15 protein-coding genes are annotated in these 15,855 nt (G+C 27.5%); 7 read left to right on the top strand and 8 right to left on the bottom strand.

Going from position 1 to position 15,855, the window contains the following annotated elements; genetic code table 11:
• Nucleotides 1–58: 58 nt before the first annotated feature.
• Entirely contained in the window at nt 59–1,051 is a 993-nt protein-coding gene (locus ALEK_RS15635) for a transaldolase (RefSeq protein WP_071627491.1), read from the bottom strand.
• 82 nt (nt 1,052–1,133) lie between these two features.
• Nucleotides 1,134–1,754, bottom strand: a complete 621-nt coding sequence (gene serB, locus ALEK_RS15640) for a phosphoserine phosphatase SerB (RefSeq protein WP_071627490.1) — start codon at nt 1,752–1,754, stop codon at nt 1,134–1,136.
• 71 nt (nt 1,755–1,825) lie between these two features.
• Here serB and ruvX point away from each other — a divergent pair, with 71 nt between their 5' ends.
• Both ruvX and nrtS read left to right on the top strand, forming a co-directional pair.
• Nucleotides 1,826–2,206, top strand: a complete 381-nt coding sequence (gene ruvX / locus ALEK_RS15645) for a Holliday junction resolvase RuvX (protein ID WP_071627489.1) — start codon at nt 1,826–1,828, stop codon at nt 2,204–2,206.
• Nucleotides 2,207–2,260: 54 nt separating this feature from the next.
• Nucleotides 2,261–2,650 carry a nitrate/nitrite transporter NrtS gene (gene nrtS / locus ALEK_RS15650; RefSeq protein ID WP_071627488.1) on the top strand — a complete coding sequence of 130 codons (390 nt, stop codon included), beginning with the start codon at nt 2,261–2,263 and terminating at the stop codon, nt 2,648–2,650.
• Between the two features lies 1 nt (nt 2,651).
• Here nrtS and ALEK_RS15655 read toward each other — a convergent pair whose 3' ends face one another.
• Nucleotides 2,652–3,767: an HD-GYP domain-containing protein gene (locus ALEK_RS15655; protein WP_071627487.1), complete on the bottom strand. Its 1,116-nt coding sequence runs from the start codon at nt 3,765–3,767 to the stop codon at nt 2,652–2,654.
• 14 nt (nt 3,768–3,781) lie between these two features.
• Nucleotides 3,782–4,132 (bottom strand): holo-ACP synthase, encoded by a 351-nt coding sequence (gene acpS / locus ALEK_RS15660; RefSeq protein ID WP_071627486.1) that lies wholly within the window; start codon nt 4,130–4,132, stop codon nt 3,782–3,784.
• Between the two features lie 29 nt (nt 4,133–4,161).
• Between acpS and ALEK_RS15665 the strand changes: the two genes are divergently transcribed.
• Complete coding sequence (locus tag ALEK_RS15665; protein WP_071627485.1) at nt 4,162–5,121, top strand: ABC transporter permease; 960 nt, start codon at nt 4,162–4,164, stop codon at nt 5,119–5,121.
• A 21-nt stretch (nt 5,122–5,142) separates the two neighbouring features.
• A complete protein-coding gene (panC, locus tag ALEK_RS15670) occupies nt 5,143–5,961 on the top strand; it encodes a pantoate--beta-alanine ligase (RefSeq protein ID WP_071627484.1) in 819 nt (272 codons plus the stop codon).
• Between the two features lie 22 nt (nt 5,962–5,983).
• Here panC and ALEK_RS15675 read toward each other — a convergent pair whose 3' ends face one another.
• Complete coding sequence (locus ALEK_RS15675; protein WP_173424161.1) at nt 5,984–10,597, bottom strand: metallophosphoesterase; 4,614 nt, start codon at nt 10,595–10,597, stop codon at nt 5,984–5,986.
• 173 nt (nt 10,598–10,770) lie between these two features.
• Between ALEK_RS15675 and ALEK_RS15680 the strand changes: the two genes are divergently transcribed.
• The 3 genes from ALEK_RS15680 to tilS all read left to right on the top strand — a co-directional run bounded on the left by ALEK_RS15680 (nt 10,771) and on the right by tilS (nt 13,801).
• Nucleotides 10,771–11,337: a YceI family protein gene (locus tag ALEK_RS15680; RefSeq protein ID WP_071628036.1), complete on the top strand. Its 567-nt coding sequence runs from the start codon at nt 10,771–10,773 to the stop codon at nt 11,335–11,337.
• Between the two features lie 131 nt (nt 11,338–11,468).
• Nucleotides 11,469–12,821 carry a 30S ribosomal protein S12 methylthiotransferase RimO gene (gene rimO / locus ALEK_RS15685; RefSeq protein ID WP_071628037.1) on the top strand — a complete coding sequence of 451 codons (1,353 nt, stop codon included), beginning with the start codon at nt 11,469–11,471 and terminating at the stop codon, nt 12,819–12,821.
• Nucleotides 12,822–12,823: 2 nt separating this feature from the next.
• Nucleotides 12,824–13,801 carry a tRNA lysidine(34) synthetase TilS gene (gene tilS, locus ALEK_RS15690; protein WP_071628038.1) on the top strand — a complete coding sequence of 326 codons (978 nt, stop codon included), beginning with the start codon at nt 12,824–12,826 and terminating at the stop codon, nt 13,799–13,801.
• Here the strand turns inward: tilS and ALEK_RS15695 are convergent.
• The 3 genes from ALEK_RS15695 to fliD all read right to left on the bottom strand — a co-directional run bounded on the left by ALEK_RS15695 (nt 13,790) and on the right by fliD (nt 15,847).
• On the bottom strand, nt 13,790–14,059 hold the full coding sequence (locus ALEK_RS15695; RefSeq protein ID WP_071628039.1) for a hypothetical protein: 270 nt from the start codon (nt 14,057–14,059) through the stop codon (nt 13,790–13,792). The two genes, tilS and ALEK_RS15695, sit on opposite strands and share 12 nt — an antisense overlap.
• The gene (fliS, locus tag ALEK_RS15700; protein ID WP_071628040.1) at nt 14,035–14,391 is read right to left on the bottom strand and encodes a flagellar export chaperone FliS; all 357 of its coding nucleotides are present in this window, start codon (nt 14,389–14,391) and stop codon (nt 14,035–14,037) included. Before fliS ends, ALEK_RS15695 begins: the two co-directional genes overlap by 25 nt.
• 91 nt (nt 14,392–14,482) lie before the next feature.
• Nucleotides 14,483–15,847, bottom strand: a complete 1,365-nt coding sequence (gene fliD / locus ALEK_RS15705; RefSeq protein ID WP_071628041.1) for a flagellar filament capping protein FliD — start codon at nt 15,845–15,847, stop codon at nt 14,483–14,485.
• Nucleotides 15,848–15,855 lie beyond the last annotated feature (8 nt).

The raw sequence follows: 15,855 nt of genomic DNA on the forward strand, positions 1-15,855 counted from the left end.
AAGAGGAAGCGCGATAGTATAAAGACTGTAGCACTATTTCTAGTACTACAAATCTTTATTAGTTAATTAGTTTTGATAAAAGATCTTTAAATGACACTTTGAAAGCATCTAGTCCATCTTTTAAAAGTTTTGAATAAATATTTTCAACATTTATTCCTTTTTCAGCTAATAATTCAAAATACTCATTACAAGCTTCTTCACTCATAATTTCAGTAGGTTCTTTAATACCATCTTCTAACCAATCTTCAATAGTTGCTAAAGGAGCAGTGTTTACTGAATTTGGGTAAATTAAATTATCAATGTAATAAGAAGGAGCTAACTCATTTCCTTTTACACCAGTACTAGCAAATAAAGTTCTAATGTTTTTATTTTCAAATTTATTAACTTCATGATAACATTTTGTAGCGTTTACAATTCCTAATCTAGCAGTTTCTAAACCTTTATTTAAACAGTCACTATCAGCTATTCTATCAAGTCTAGATACAAATACAGAAACAACTGCTTTAATATCTTTATTTGATTCTTTGATACCTTCATCTAGTGCTTGAGCACATTTAATTGCTTGAGCAGGTGAGAAGATTAATGTAGCATTTACATGAATCCCTTTTGAAGTTAATTCTCTCATTGCAATGTATCCAGCATCTGTTGCAGGAACTTTAATCATTACATTATCAGAACCAATTAGTGAGTTTAATCTAACACCCTCTTCAATAGTTCCTTGTGCATCATCACATAATAATGGATCAACTTCAATTGAAATAAAACCATCATCATAATCATTTTTATGTAAATCAGATAAAAGAACTGAAGCTCTTTTAATATCAGTTAACGCTAACTCTTCATAAATAGTTTTTGCATTATTTGCTTGTAACATATCAAGTTGTTGTTTGTATGCTACAGAATTAGAAATTGATGATTCGAAAATCGCAGGGTTTGATGTAGCACCTTGAATTATTTCATCTTTAATTATCTCTTGAAATCTATTTTCTAAAAAATCTCTTTCAATAAAATCACACCATAAAGAGTAATTAATATCTTCTTTTAAACTCATCATTTATTCCTTTTAATAGTCCTTACAAAGAGGACATTTCTTTTAATATTCAATTTCTAAAAAAAGCCTTAAAAAAAAGCTTTTATATATGTTTTAGAATTTCTGTTAAATCTTTTTTATCAACAATAATGTTTGCTTCTTTTTTAAGAACTTCTCTTGCACAGAATGCAATTCTAGTATCTGCATGTTCAAACATAGATAGATCATTTGCTCCATCTCCACAAACTAAAGTATCTGCTTTAGAAACACCTAGAATGTTTTGAAGTCTTTGGATCATATCACCCTTTGAGAATCCAAACATCATATCTCCACCAACTTGACCAGTTAGAACTCCATCTTTTTCATGTAATACATTTGAAAAGTCAGCATCTAAACCTAACTTATCTTTAGCAGGTGAAGTACCAATTCTAAATCCACCAGAGAAACAAACTACTTTGTAACCTTTCTCTTTTAGTGCAGGAATTAGTTCAGTAGCTCCTGGCATAAGTGGTAAATCTTTACAAATTTCAACAGCTTGAGCATAGTCTAAACCTTTTAATAAAGATACTCTCTCTATTAAAGATTCAAAGAAATCTAGCTCTCCGGCCATCGCTTTTTCAGTAATCCCAGCAACTTTTTCTTCTAAACCTAATGGCTTTGCAAGAAAGTCGATAGTTTCACCATCCATAAGTGTTGAATCAAAATCAAAAACAGCTAATTTCATTAATTTTCCCTAGTTTTATTCTTTAAAGGTTATAATAGTATCTAAATTATACTAAGGAAAAGTTTTTCATAATGAAACTAGCATGCATTGATATTGGATTAAAAAGAATAGGAGTTGCTATCTGTCTAAGTAGTGATATTGTTACTCCACAAAGCGCAATTTTGAGAAAAAATAGGAACCAAGCAGCAAATGATGTTAATGCTTTTTTAAAAGAATGGGAAATAGAAAAACTAATAGTTGGACTTCCAAGTGCAAGTGAAGATATGCAAAAAAGAATCAATCATTTTGTTAAATTATTAGAATTAGATATTCCTTTTGAATTCCAAGAAGAAAATATGAGTTCAATTGAAGCAGAAGATTTAATCAAAGGCGAAATCAAATATAAAAGAGATGGAAGAGTTGATTCAATTGCAGCAAAAATTATCTTAGAGCGATACCTATTTCGAAGCTAACACTTAATAAACAAAACAGCGATACAATTAAGAAATACTAAATTAGGATTTTAATTGAATAATCTAGACCTATTAATAATCATCATTAAATCAAAAGAACTCATTATACGAGCTATTAAAATTGCTTTAATAGTTGGTATCATTCTAAATATCATAAACCAAGGGGATTATATATTCTCTTTAGAGTTTGAAAAAATAAATATGTATAAAGCTATTTTGACTTTTTTTGTTCCATTTTTTGTATCAATGTATACAGCAGTTACTATGAAAATGAAATTTCACGTGGGTGAGAAAGCAATTGAAAATATTACATTAAGATGCAAAGTTTGTAACTCTTGTAAAACTCTACAAAAAGAAGAGGTTATTCCATTTTGTGATACTTGTCATGAAAAAACTATATGGAAACTAAGTTCAATAAAAGACAAAAAATGTAACCACTCTTAGATTACTTTTTTGACTTGTCTTGATATTTTAATCTAATTTCATCTATCTCTTCAAAATTATCAAAAAATAGATCTATTAGTTGAGGATCAAAATGTTTTCCTCTCTCTTCCTTAAATAAATTAAATATCTTTTCAAGTGGCCATGCCTCTTTGTAAACTCTATCACTTCCAAGGGCGTCAAATACATCAGCAACTGCTGTGATTCTTCCAAAGATATGTATCTCTTCACCTTTTAGTTTTTTAGGATATCCACTTCCATCCCATTTTTCATGGTGTTGATGAGCTACTATTGCTGCTGCTTTTAAAATTGGTTTATCAGAGTTTTTCAACATGTTATAGCCAAGTGTTGAGTGTGTTTTCATAACAATAAACTCTTTATCTGTTAGTTTTCCAGGTTTATTTAATATCTCATCTTTTATTCCAACTTTTCCAATATCGTGCATTGGGCTTGCTAGTTTCAATAAATCAGCTTGGGCTTCATCTAAACCATATTTTAAAGCTAATATTTTTGAGTACTCAGCAACTCTTTTTACATGGTTGCCAGTCTCTTTAGATCTAGTTTCTCCAATAGCACCCATTGCATAAACTACATCTTTTTGAATATTAATAATCTCTTCATTTGCTTTTATAGACTCTGTAATATTTGTACCATAAGCCATAATCTTATTAATATCTTTTACACCTTTTAGTGAGAACTGATAAGTTTCCTTATTCTCAAAAGTATGTTTAATTTTAATTAGTTTATTTTCATTTAAAATCTCTTGAAGTTCAATCTTATCACTTAAAAAATCAAAAGTCATAGTATTTGGGAAAAGATTAATTGCGGGGATATTTTTAAATAAAATTGAAGCATCTTCATCTATTACAAAAACTGGTTCTGGATTATTCTCAGGTAAAGAAGATAAAAAATTGTTTTCTTCTCGTAAGCCTTCATTTATTCCAAGTAATCTATAAATAAAACACTTATTAGCAAATACTGTATAAAGTGTCATAAGACCCATCATAAGCATCATCCAACTTTGCATAATATATGCCATTACAAAAGATATTATAATTAATACAACTCTTATATTCGAATCTGTTTTTGTCATATTACAATCTGAGCTAGCACAAGTCATGTTTATTCCTAAAGTTATTTTTTTACTAAATTTACTACAGCTATTGCAAAGCCTGAATCATGAGTAATTGATACATATGATTTTTTTATTTTAAATTTTTTTCGTAAAGATTTTGTGTACTTTAGTTTGGGAGCGCCTTTTTTACTTTTTGATATTTTAATATCATGGAAAGAACAAATTGCACCAATTCCTGTACCTATTGCTTTACTAGCAGCCTCTTTTGCTGCCCAAAAGCCAGCAGCTGTTTCTGGTCGTTTTATTAACTCGATTTCTTCATCGTCTAAAAACCTCTCATAGGCTTTTCTACCAAATTTTTCATGCATTCTTTTTATTCTATCAATTGATGCTACATCTATTCCTATCATTTTAAACCTATTTGTGTATAATTTCAAGTATGAAACTGTTTATTAAAAAAGTATTATACCTTATTGTAATGTTATTTATTATTAGTCTAATCTCTTTTCTTGCAATAAATGCTGCACCAAATTCTTTTTTTGCTAGTGGAGAATTAAATCCTAATATTACAAAAGAATCAATAGCTCAATTAAAAGCTATTTATGGTCTTGATCAGCCATTATATGTTCAGTTTTTCTCTTGGGTATTAGCTATATTACAACTTGATTTTGGAATCTCTTTTGCTAGTGGAAGTATGGTAAAGGATGAGATTATTTCTCGTATTCCAATTACACTTACTATAAATATTATATCAATGGTTTTAATTTTTATAATATCTTTATATTTAGGAATCAAAGCCGCATTAAGCAAAAATAGTTTTTTTGATAGATTTACAGGACAATTATCACTACTTAGTTTCTCTATGCCTTCATTTTATTTGGCACTACTTTTAGTATTGGTTTTTGCTATTAATTTTGAAGTTTTGCCAATTGCTGGGCTTCATACTATGAGTGATGATGGAAGTTTAGCTTATTATTTAGACTTTGCATGGCATTTAATTTTACCAATATTTATAATTGTATTTGGAGGAATTGGAAGTTTAACTTTATATATTAGATCACTTACTATTGAGATATTGAAATCTGATTATATATTCTTTGCAAAAGCTAGAGGACTAAATGACAAACAAATATTAAGACACTATATCTTACCAAATTTATATCCACCAGTAATTACCCTACTTGGATTATCTCTTCCAGGAATTATTGGAGGTTCAGTAATACTTGAAACAATCTTCTCAATTGATGGAATGGGGTTATTATTCTTTAAAAGTGCATTATCACATGATTATCCAGTAATTATGGGAATATTAATTATTGGTGCATTTTTAACACTTATTGGGAATATGATTGCAGACTTAGTACTACTAAAATTAAATCCAAACTACGATAACAACTAAAAAATTTAATAAGGAACATATTTGAAAATTATAAGAACTATTGAAGAATTACAAAATATTAGAAAAACTATAACTTCAAGTGTTGGTTTTGTACCAACTATGGGAGCCTTACATGATGGACATATCTCCCTAATAAAACAAGCTAGAGAAGAAAATGAGATTGTAATTGTTTCAATCTTTGTAAACCCAACACAATTTTTACCAGGGGAAGATTTAGACGCATATCCTAGAAAAGATGAAGCAGATAAAAAAATCTGTGAAATGTGCAAAGTGGATTATCTATTTATGCCAGAAATATCAACAATGTATGGAAAAGAAGAGGTATTAATAAAAGCTCCTAATAAAAGTTATATGCTAGAAGGAGAAGCTAGACCGGGACATTTTGATGGAGTATTATTAGTAGTTTTAAAACTATTTGGATTAACACAACCAACAAATGCATACTTTGGAAAAAAAGATGCCCAACAACTATCTTTAATTACTCAAATGGTTAAAGACTTATTCCTTCCAATAAATGTAGTAGCCTGTGATATTGTAAGAGAAAATGATGGTTTAGCAATGAGCTCTAGAAATATTTATTTAGACCAAACACAAAGAAAAGATGCACTTTTATTATCTAAATCTTTATACACAGCTGCTTCATTAATAGCAAAAGATGAAAGAGATACTAAAACTATCAAAAACAAAATCCATGAAGTAATGGAAAAACTTGATGTTGAATATGTAGCAATAGTTGATAGAGAATTTAATGAGATTCAAACTATAGAGTTAAATAACTGTATTATTTTGATTGTTGTTAGATTTGGAAATACTAGATTATTGGACAATATCTGGTTATAAGATAAGAAGTTTCCTTCTTATCTTATTTTTCTATATATATATTTTTAAAAGAACCATCCTCTTGAGGATATAAAGATGATGGTCTCCAATTCATTGTTATACTTTCTCGCTCTCTTGTATCTACTGACAGTTTATTTGAATCCATATCATAAGTTATAATATTATACCGAAAAGGTACTCCCGGCAATTGGCTATAGCTATTGTCACTTGAAAATAGCCCCGAGCCTATGTACATTATTTTTTCTTTTCCTACAATTATATCATTAAAAGAAATCAAATTATTTCTATGAACATGTCCATGAATATACGCTTTAATTTTAAATTGGTGTAAATTATTTACAAAATCATATGATTTTTCATAATCAATAGGATGATGGCCCACTACAAACCTTACATTATCTTTTTTAATTTCATCTTGGATATTTACAAAAGACTTAGTATCAAATTTAACTTTTTGTAAATTAAAGTGGTCTATTTCTAAAGATGTATTAATCAATATAAAACTAAACTCATTATCTTGAATTAGCTTCTGACTTTTTCCTACAATAAAAGGTTCTTGATATAAAGCCTCATATAAATATTCACTAAAGTTCTCAAACCTGCAGTTCCATTTTTTTATATCTCTTTTTAAAAAAATTTTATCATTTATTTTATAGTCACTGTTTTTATCAAAGTTGTTTGGATTAAAACTTTCAATACCATAAGCATTATGAGTTATTACTCTACTATAATCGTGATTACCAGGAACTATAAATACTTTTTGAGCATCAATATCACATATCTTAATTAATTTAGAAATAAACTTATAAATAAGAGTAAACTCTTTAGCACTACCTTTTGCTGTTAAATCTCCACTTAGAATTAAATAATCAATTCTTGTTTTAATATTTTCTTTTAAAAGAGTTATTTCCATTTTAATATCAGTATTTTCACCAAAATGTAAATCACTTAAATGTAATATATTTCTTTTATTATCTTTCTTATTTTCCAACCAATTATCATATTTATCAAAAATAATATTTCTTGATTTTTCAATATTCTCATCAATCTTTAATAACTCTCTCTTATTAACTGCACATACTTTATGAGTGTTTTCTTTAATTGTAATATTTGTTTTATTTTCTAAACACGCTAAAAATAATTTTTCTTTATCTGGCTCAAATATCATTGAGATATTTCCTATGATATATTCTTTTTTAAACTCATCATTTGATATTACAGTAAACTCTTTTTGTTGATAATACTTAGTTAAATGTTTTTCTAAAATTGCTTCTATAAAATCAACCAATTCATGATTACTCTCAGTCTCCTTATTAGCATAAACTTTTATAGTTGTGGTATTTTGATTTGTACTATGACTTAATATATCTTCTCTTGAAAACTCAATTAAATATAAATCATTACTATTTATTTTTCTTAGTTTTACACCTTTAGACAAGTATTTTAAAACTTCGTATTCACTTGAATAAAACAAACAACTTACTATTGTTGCGATATTTATTTCAACTTGTTTTTTTGAAACTAAATTTACCTGTTCTACTTGAAAATATCCTTTTTTATTAAATTCTTCATTCTTATTTTTAAATCGTGAAGGAAAGACTAACATTCCATTATTTAAGTAACAGATCTTATCATTTACAAAATTTGAAATAATACTTTTCATAAATAATACTTGAACTTTACCTCTAACTGAGTGTTTAGTAAATAAACCTTTATATATTTTTTCATCACTTAAAAATTCTTTTTCTATCTCAAACAACTTGTCAAATTCAACATCAAAACAATGTGAAAACAAGTCATTTAAAGAAATACTAGAAGATACAATTTTATTTTCACTTGCATATCTTAAAATTGCAGTTGAAAAAAGATTTTTCCAATAAGGCTTAAATACTAAAAACTTTTCACTATCTTCTCTTAATTCATCAATTCTTCCATCTTTTTTTAGAAGATCTAAAGCATCTTCTATATTTAACTTACTTATATTTTCACTTTTTAATTTATCCACTAAAGTATTAAACTCATAATAAAAGTGTTCTTTTTGTAGTTTTTTTATCTCTTCAAATGCCAAATATCCTGCGGAAGTAAGTAATTTATCTTTTTCATATTCAAAATTATTTACAACATAGCTTTTCATTTCTACTAATAATAAGTTTTCTTCCATATTTTTATCATTATCTAAATTCAAAGTATTATGATGAATAACTTTTATAAACTCTTTTTCAATACCAAAACTATTCAAATTTTCATACATCAAATCTTTTATTTTATTTAGATATTTTTCTGTCTCATCTGATTTATCTTTTTTCGTTCCTATAATAAAAATATTTAATTGTTTTTTATTTGTTTGATGAATATGCTCTTTTATACTATTTATCCAAAAATATATTGAGTTATCTTCTTTTTGCAAATCAACTACAAAAAATATTAATCTTGTATTATCGAAATTTTGCTTATGTGAAATCTGATACTCTGGCTGTCCACCAAAATCCCATATATCAAAACTAAAATTATGTTCTGATTTTTCATTTATATTATTTGCTTTTACTGATATTTTTTCTTTAAAAGAAAAATTAAAAAACCTCATTCCATGAGTAGAATGAATATCGTCATTAAACTTATTATATTCAAGTCCATATCCAAGTGTAGTTTTACCAACTGCACTATTCCCTAATAACAAAGTTTTTATATGAAAATGATTTGTATAGTTTTTGTTAATTATATGAATATTATCAAAATCTAATTTTTCTACATATAAATTACCAGAGGCTGTCGAAAAAATCAAAGTATCTTCATCAACAGAAATATAATTTATATTAGATTTCACTTCATATTTCTTAGTAGTGTCTTTTAAACTATTATCTTTATCTAAAAACCAGATTGAAATATTACTATCAAAATGTTTAACTATTAAAAAGTTATTTTTGTAGAAAATCTCTATTGCTTTTAAGTCATATTTAGCTACTTCTTTTTTCTCTTTTATATCCCATACTCGAACTGTATTATCATCCGAGCATGTTGCTATTGTTTTTTCATCTATTTTTATTACACTATTAACAATATCAGTATGTCCTTCTAAAAGTGCTATCTCTTTTTTCTCTTTTATATCCCATACTCGAACTGTTTCATCATAGGAGCATGTTGCTATTGTTTTTTCATCTATTTTTATTACACTATTAACAATACTTGTATGCCCTTCTAAAAGTACTATCTCTTTTTTCTCTTTTATATCCCATATTCGAACTGTATTATCATCCGAGCATGTTGCTATTGTTTTTTCATCTATTTTTATTACACTATTAACAATATCAGTATGCCCTTCTAAAAGTGCTATCTCTTTTTTCTCTTTTATATCCCATACTCGAACTGTTCCATCATAGGAGCATGTTGCTATTGTTTTTTCATCTATTTTTATTACACTATTAATAATACTTGTATGTCCTTCTAAAAGTGCTATCTCTTTTTTCTCTTTTATATCCCATACTCGAACTATTTCATCATAAGAACATGTTGCTATTGTTTTTTCATCTATTTTTATTACACTATTAACAATACGAGTATGCCCTTCTAAAAGTACTATCTCTTTTTTCTCTTTTATATCCCATACTCGAACTGTATTATCATCCGAGCATGTTGCTATTGTTTTTTCATCTATTTTTATTACACTATTAACAACATTAGTATGCCCTTCTAAAAGTACTATCTCTTTTTTCTCTTTTATATCCCATATTCGAACTGTATTATCATCCGAGCATGTTGCTATTATTTTTTCATCTATTTTTATTACACTATTAACAATATCAGTATGCCCTTCTAAAAGTGCTATCTCTTTTTTCTCTTTTATATCCCATACTCGAACTGTATTATCATAAGAACACGAAGCTATTATTTTTTCATCTATTTTTATTACACTATTAACAACATTAGTATGCCCTTCTAAAAGTGCTATCTCTTTTTTCTCTTTTATATCCCATACTCGAACTGTATTATCATAAGAACACGAAGCTATTATTTTTTCATCTATTTTTATTACACTATTAACAACATTAGTATGCCCTTCTAAAAGTGCTATCTCTTTTTTCTCTTTTATATCCCATACTCGAACTGTTCCATCATAAGAACACGAAGCTATTGTTTTTTCATCTATTTTTATTACACTATCAATACTTCCTCTATGTCCACCTAAAGCATTTTGTATTAAAAAATCTTGATTTAATGAAGTTTTATATTCTAAATTAGAAGGTTGATTATTATAGTTTTTTACTAATAAATCTACATATTTATAAGATTTAGTAGTTTTTGTAATTAGTTTTTGTATTGTTCCTGTAGGAGAAGGAAAATCATTTTTATTTTCAATATATACTAAAACTTTAATACTTCTTCTATATTCAAACCAGTCTAAAGTCTTATTTGGATTATCTTCTTTAAAAATATCTCCTAGAACTTCAACTAAAGCAATAGGTTTTCTACCAATTCTAACTAAAACAATGTCCCCTATTTCTATTTCTTCAAATAGTTTTAATTGTTTTTCTCCTTCTTTCAAATCTCCTAATCCTATAAGAGATTTTTTCTCAAGTATCTCTCTTTCTTTTCCAAAAGCTTTATCATTTGGATGAAGTTGCATATGCCAATAATTCATTAAACATCCCATTCTTTTAAATATTATTTAATAATTATATCTAAACAACATAATCTTTTAATAATAATTAAATCATTAAACTTGAAGAAAATTAAATATATCAGATTATAAAATAAAGTTTTTTTAAGTTCTATGATGTTACATTTTAATAATATTTATCAAAAAGGACAAACATGAACTTAAAAAAACTAGCGCTTACGAGTACTCTATTGGTTTCAACACTATTTGCAGGTAATTATAATGTTGATAAAGATCACACAAATGTTGGCTTCAAAGTTAAACATATGATGATTTCAAATGTATCTGGAAAGTTTAATGAATTTAAGGGAACGTTTGAATATGATGAAAAAGCAAAGATGCTAAAATCACTTAATGGTGAGATAGTTGTAAAATCAATAAATACTGAAAATAAAAAAAGAGATGATCACCTAAGATCAGCCGATTTTTTTAATGCAAAAAAATTCCCAAAAATTACATTTACTCTTAGTAAAATTGAAGATGACACTGCTTATGGAAAAATCACAATTAAAGATGTTACAAAAGATATTAAATTAGATTTTGATAATAGTGGAACTATAAAAGACCCTTGGGGTAATTATAGAGCAGGATTTGCACTAAGTGGAAAAATCAAAAGAAAAGATTTTGGAATCACTTGGAATAAAGTAATTGAAGCAGGTGGAGTAGCTGTAGGAGATACTGTAAAACTTGATATTGAAATTGAAGGTATCAAAGAAAAATAACTCTTAGATAAAAGGATAGATTTCTCTATTCTTTTATTCAACAAACACTATAAAAAACTAACTATATTATCCCATTTACAAATTATTTCATTTATGCTAGAATTGCGAAAAAATTAAGGTTTTAATAATATATGAAATTTACAACTCAAAACCCTCAAAAATCTTTACATTTAGTATCATTAGGCTGTACAAAAAACTTAGTTGATTCAGAAGTAATGCTTGGAAAACTAAGTGATTATACAATGACAGATGATTCAGCTACTGCTGATGTTATTATTGTAAATACTTGTGGATTTATTGACTCTGCAAAAGAAGAGAGTATTAATACAATTTTAAATCTTCACGACGAAAGAAAAGAACAATCAGTTTTAGTAATGGCTGGATGTTTATCTGAAAGATATAAAGAAGATTTACAAAAAGAACTACCAGAAATTGATGTATTTACAGGAGTTGGTGATTATGACAAAATCGACGAACTTGTAAATGAAAAAAGATCAAACTTTACAAATGAAGTATTCCTTGCAAATGATACAAACGAAAGAGTTATCACAGGTTCTTCATACCATGCTTATGTAAAATTAAGTGAAGGATGTAATCAAGCCTGTTCATTCTGTGCTATTCCATCTTTCAAAGGAAAATTACATTCAAGAACATTAGAATCTCTTGTAAAAGAAGTAAAAGCCTTAGTAAAAAAAGGTTTTACAGACTTCTCATTTGTATCACAAGATTCATCATCATTCCTAAGAGATTTAGGTCATAAAGATGGTCTAGAGCAATTAATCACAGAAGTTGATAAAATTGAAGGAATTAAAACATCTAGAATTTTATACCTTTATCCATCAACTACTACTTTAGATTTAATTGATAAAATTGCTGATTCAAAAATCTTCCAAAACTACTTTGATATGCCATTACAACATATCACTCCATCAATGCTTAAAATCATGAAAAGAGGAAAAGGTGTTGAGAAATTAATTGAATTAATGGATCATATGAAATCAAAACCAAACTCTTTTGTAAGAACTACATTTATTGCCGGACATCCAGGTGAGAGTATTGAAGATCATGAAGCATTATGTAAATATATTGAAGAGTATAAATTTGATAGAGCAAATGTATTCTCTTATTCTACAGAAGAAGGTACTCATGCTGCAAAATCTGATCACTTAATTGATCAAGAAATTATTGATGATAGAGCAGATGAAATCGGAGCAATTATTGCAAACACTACTCAAGAATCATTAGAAGCAGAAGTTGGTAAAACTTTTGATGTTTATGTTGATGGTGAAAGTGATGAACATGAATATTTATTATCTGCTAGAAAAACTATTTGGGCTCCAGATATTGATGGTGAAATATACATCAATGACAATGAACTATTTGAAGAAAATGGAGATCAAACACAATTAAAATTTGGACAAATTTATACAGTAACTATTACAGAATTAGTTGGAGATAAACTAATCGCAAGAGTTATTAAATAAAAATGACCCTAAACTTTAGTGCAGTTAATAATACAAAGAATCTACTAGCTTTTTCAGCTGGGGTAGATTCTTCTGCACTATTCTTCTTGTTACTTGAACAAAATATTCCTTTTGATATTGCAATTGTTGATTATAATGTACGAGAGCAATCAAAAGATGAAGTAACTTACGCAAAACAACTAGCAAAAAAATACAATAAAAAAGTTTTCATAAAAGAAGTAGAACTAGAAAATTCTAATTTTGAGAAAAAAGCAAGAGATATTAGATACTCTTTTTTTGAAGACTTAATCAAGCAGTTCCATTACGACACTTTAATTACCGCTCACCAGCTAAATGATAAACTTGAATGGTTTATGATGCAAATGAGTAAAGGAGCTGGTATTGTTGAGTTATTAGGCTTTAAAGAGTGGGAAGATAAGAATACTTACAAAATATATAAACCTCTTTTAGAAATCACTAAAGATGAATTACAAAACTATCTAAAAAGTAATAATTTAAAGTACTTTGTGGATAATAGCAATTTTGATGAAAAATATAAAAGAAACTACTTTAGACATAATTATTCAGATAAATTTTTGAGTGAATTTAAAGATGGAATAAAAAATTCTTTTGAATATTTACAGAATGACTTAAATTCATTAAATATAGAAGAAAAAGCTATTTTAAAAATTGATGAATTAGAAGTTTTTAAAGCATCCAATGATGATAATATTAATATAAGAACAATAGATATAAATCTTAAAAAAAGAGGTGTATTATTATCAAAAGCTTCAAGAAATGAAATTTTAAGACAAAAAGAAATTGTAATATCTCATAAAATATCAGTATGTATAAGTAATGATTTAATTTATATAGCTCCATTTTCAAAAAGTAAAATGGATAAAAAATTCAAAGAAAAATGTAGGCTAAATAAAATACCTAAAAATGTGAGAGTTTATCTGTACGATAAAAATATAGATCCAAAAGATTTAGTTGTTTAAAAACTTCTTCATCTTTTGCATATTAATTAATTCTTTTCTAGAAACTTCTTTGTGTTCTTTCAAAAAATTAATACTTTTAAAAAAAAGTTCTTCCATACGTTTCAAATCATCTAGTTCTAAATCAAAATCTTCAATTGTAGAATCTTTTAGATAATCTTCATGCCATTGGATTAAAGCTGTTGCTCTATCATAAGAATCTAGTGAATCGATATATACCAATTCACGTAAAGCTTTTAAAGACCTGTTTCTTCTTTCCATGCTTCAATTAGCCCCTGTGCTACTTTCATAACTTGATTAACAGAATTAACGTTATCATCAATACCTGCAGCAAAAAGTGTCTCAATTTGGTAAAGATATAAACCATCTAAATAATATGCAACATCCCCACCATCAAAATCAAGAACATTTCTTAACTCATCGAAAATTGCAATTGTTTTATTTATATAAGTAAACTTAGCTTCAATATCACCTTCATCCATAGCATTCTTAATAAATGAAAGATATTTGATTATACCTTCGTATAGTTTTAATATCAGTACGTAAGGGTCATCCGAAACTGCATTTTGTTGATTATATATATCTAATCCCATATTATCTCCATAATATTCTAATAAGTGGATAGTATATTATATATTTGCTTAATTTTAAACAAAAGAGAAAAAAGTTATTTTCTCTTTTATATTAGTTAGAAGAAGTAGACTGTTGGATCATCATTTTTAATCCAGAGAATGATGACTCAAAACCACTAATAATTGCTCCATAAGATCCAAATTGAAGTGCTAATTGTTGATATTTAGAATCTAATGCTTTTTCAGCTTTTTCTTTATCTTCATTTAATGTTTTTTCCCTTGTAGCCATAGAGTCTTCTTGACTATCTAATACTCCACCTGAGAAATTCATTTCATCAATAACAGCTTTAAGTTGCGTACCAAATCCTTCATTTGCTGCAGTACCAACAAATAGCTCTTGTAGAGCAGCGGGATTATCTTCAACAGCTTTATTAAAAGTTGCCGTATTTAAAGTAATTTTACCAGTTTTATCAAGCTCAAACCCATAATTAAATACAGACTTATCAGAACTAGCTCCGTATTGACCAAATAACTTATCTTTTACTTGAGATAAAATATTTCTAAGTGATGACTTATCAGATACTGAACTATCTGCATTATCAAGCTCACCTGAAACTAAATCAACAAGTTCATTATATTTAGTTATTAAATCTTGAACTTTAGTTACAACTAATGAATTATCATCACTAATATTAATAGTTGAAACTCCAATTTTATTTGCAGTAATATCTAATCCATCAACTGTTAATTTATTAGATGAAACATTATATGAAACCCCATCAATTTCAGCACTCATATCCTGAGCTGTTAAAGTATGATTTGTTGCATTAATAGTTCCTACTTCATCTGTAGTAAAACCTAAATCATCAGCAGCAGTACCACTAATAGTTAATGCGTTAGCCGTACCTGAATCTTCACTTTTTAGGATTAATCGATGTGAGTCAGTTCCTACACTATCTAAAGAAGCAGCTACGCCAGCTTTTGCTGTGATTGCAGCAGTTAATTCATCATATGTAGCATAATCGGCTGTATTAAAATCAAAACTATCACTTCCAACGGCAATAGTCAAAGTTCCAATATCTCCAAGAGCATCTTTTTGAGCTCCTGTAATAGTATTTGATTGATATACATCTTTTTGTGCTAAACTTTTGATATCAACAGTTGTAATACCATTATTAAGTTTAGATACATCAGAGGCTTGGAAAACAGCAGAATCCCCAGAAGTTGTAGCAGCTTTTTCATCAAAAGCAGTAGTTCCACCAGATACAAAGACATCAAATGGCTTAACCGCAGTTAATAACTCAGCAACCTTAGCACTAATATTAGTAAAGACTTCTTTTTCTTTAACTAAATCAGCAATATTAGTTTCAATAGGTTCAACTCTTGCTTTTCTTTCAGCAGCTTTTAGTTTGTCAATTGTTTCTTGATTTAATGAAGCAGCACCGCCACCACCTAAACCTAATATACCTTCAGCCATGATTTACT

Origin of the sequence: Poseidonibacter lekithochrous (genome assembly GCF_013283835.1) — a bacterium.
Classification (GTDB): Bacteria; Campylobacterota; Campylobacteria; order Campylobacterales; family Arcobacteraceae; genus Poseidonibacter; species Poseidonibacter lekithochrous.

What these genes read in the sequence shown, in the direction of transcription:
- ALEK_RS15635 (WP_071627491.1), bottom strand. Translation starts at nt 1,051, where the DNA reads ATGAGTTTAAAAGAAGATATTAATTACTCTTTATGGTGTGATTTTATT.
- serB (WP_071627490.1), bottom strand. Translation starts at nt 1,754, where the DNA reads ATGAAATTAGCTGTTTTTGATTTTGATTCAACACTTATGGATGGTGAA.
- ruvX (WP_071627489.1), top strand. Translation starts at nt 1,826, where the DNA reads ATGAAACTAGCATGCATTGATATTGGATTAAAAAGAATAGGAGTTGCT.
- ALEK_RS15655 (WP_071627487.1), bottom strand. Translation starts at nt 3,767, where the DNA reads ATGACTTGTGCTAGCTCAGATTGTAATATGACAAAAACAGATTCGAAT.
- acpS (WP_071627486.1), bottom strand. Translation starts at nt 4,132, where the DNA reads ATGATAGGAATAGATGTAGCATCAATTGATAGAATAAAAAGAATGCAT.
- ALEK_RS15665 (WP_071627485.1), top strand. Translation starts at nt 4,162, where the DNA reads ATGAAACTGTTTATTAAAAAAGTATTATACCTTATTGTAATGTTATTT.
- ALEK_RS15675 (WP_173424161.1), bottom strand. Translation starts at nt 10,597, where the DNA reads ATGAATTATTGGCATATGCAACTTCATCCAAATGATAAAGCTTTTGGA.
- ALEK_RS15680 (WP_071628036.1), top strand. Translation starts at nt 10,771, where the DNA reads ATGAACTTAAAAAAACTAGCGCTTACGAGTACTCTATTGGTTTCAACA.
- rimO (WP_071628037.1), top strand. Translation starts at nt 11,469, where the DNA reads ATGAAATTTACAACTCAAAACCCTCAAAAATCTTTACATTTAGTATCA.
- tilS (WP_071628038.1), top strand. Translation starts at nt 12,824, where the DNA reads ATGACCCTAAACTTTAGTGCAGTTAATAATACAAAGAATCTACTAGCT.
- ALEK_RS15695 (WP_071628039.1), bottom strand. Translation starts at nt 14,059, where the DNA reads ATGGAAAGAAGAAACAGGTCTTTAAAAGCTTTACGTGAATTGGTATAT.
- fliS (WP_071628040.1), bottom strand. Translation starts at nt 14,391, where the DNA reads ATGGGATTAGATATATATAATCAACAAAATGCAGTTTCGGATGACCCT.
- fliD (WP_071628041.1), bottom strand. Translation starts at nt 15,847, where the DNA reads ATGGCTGAAGGTATATTAGGTTTAGGTGGTGGCGGTGCTGCTTCATTA.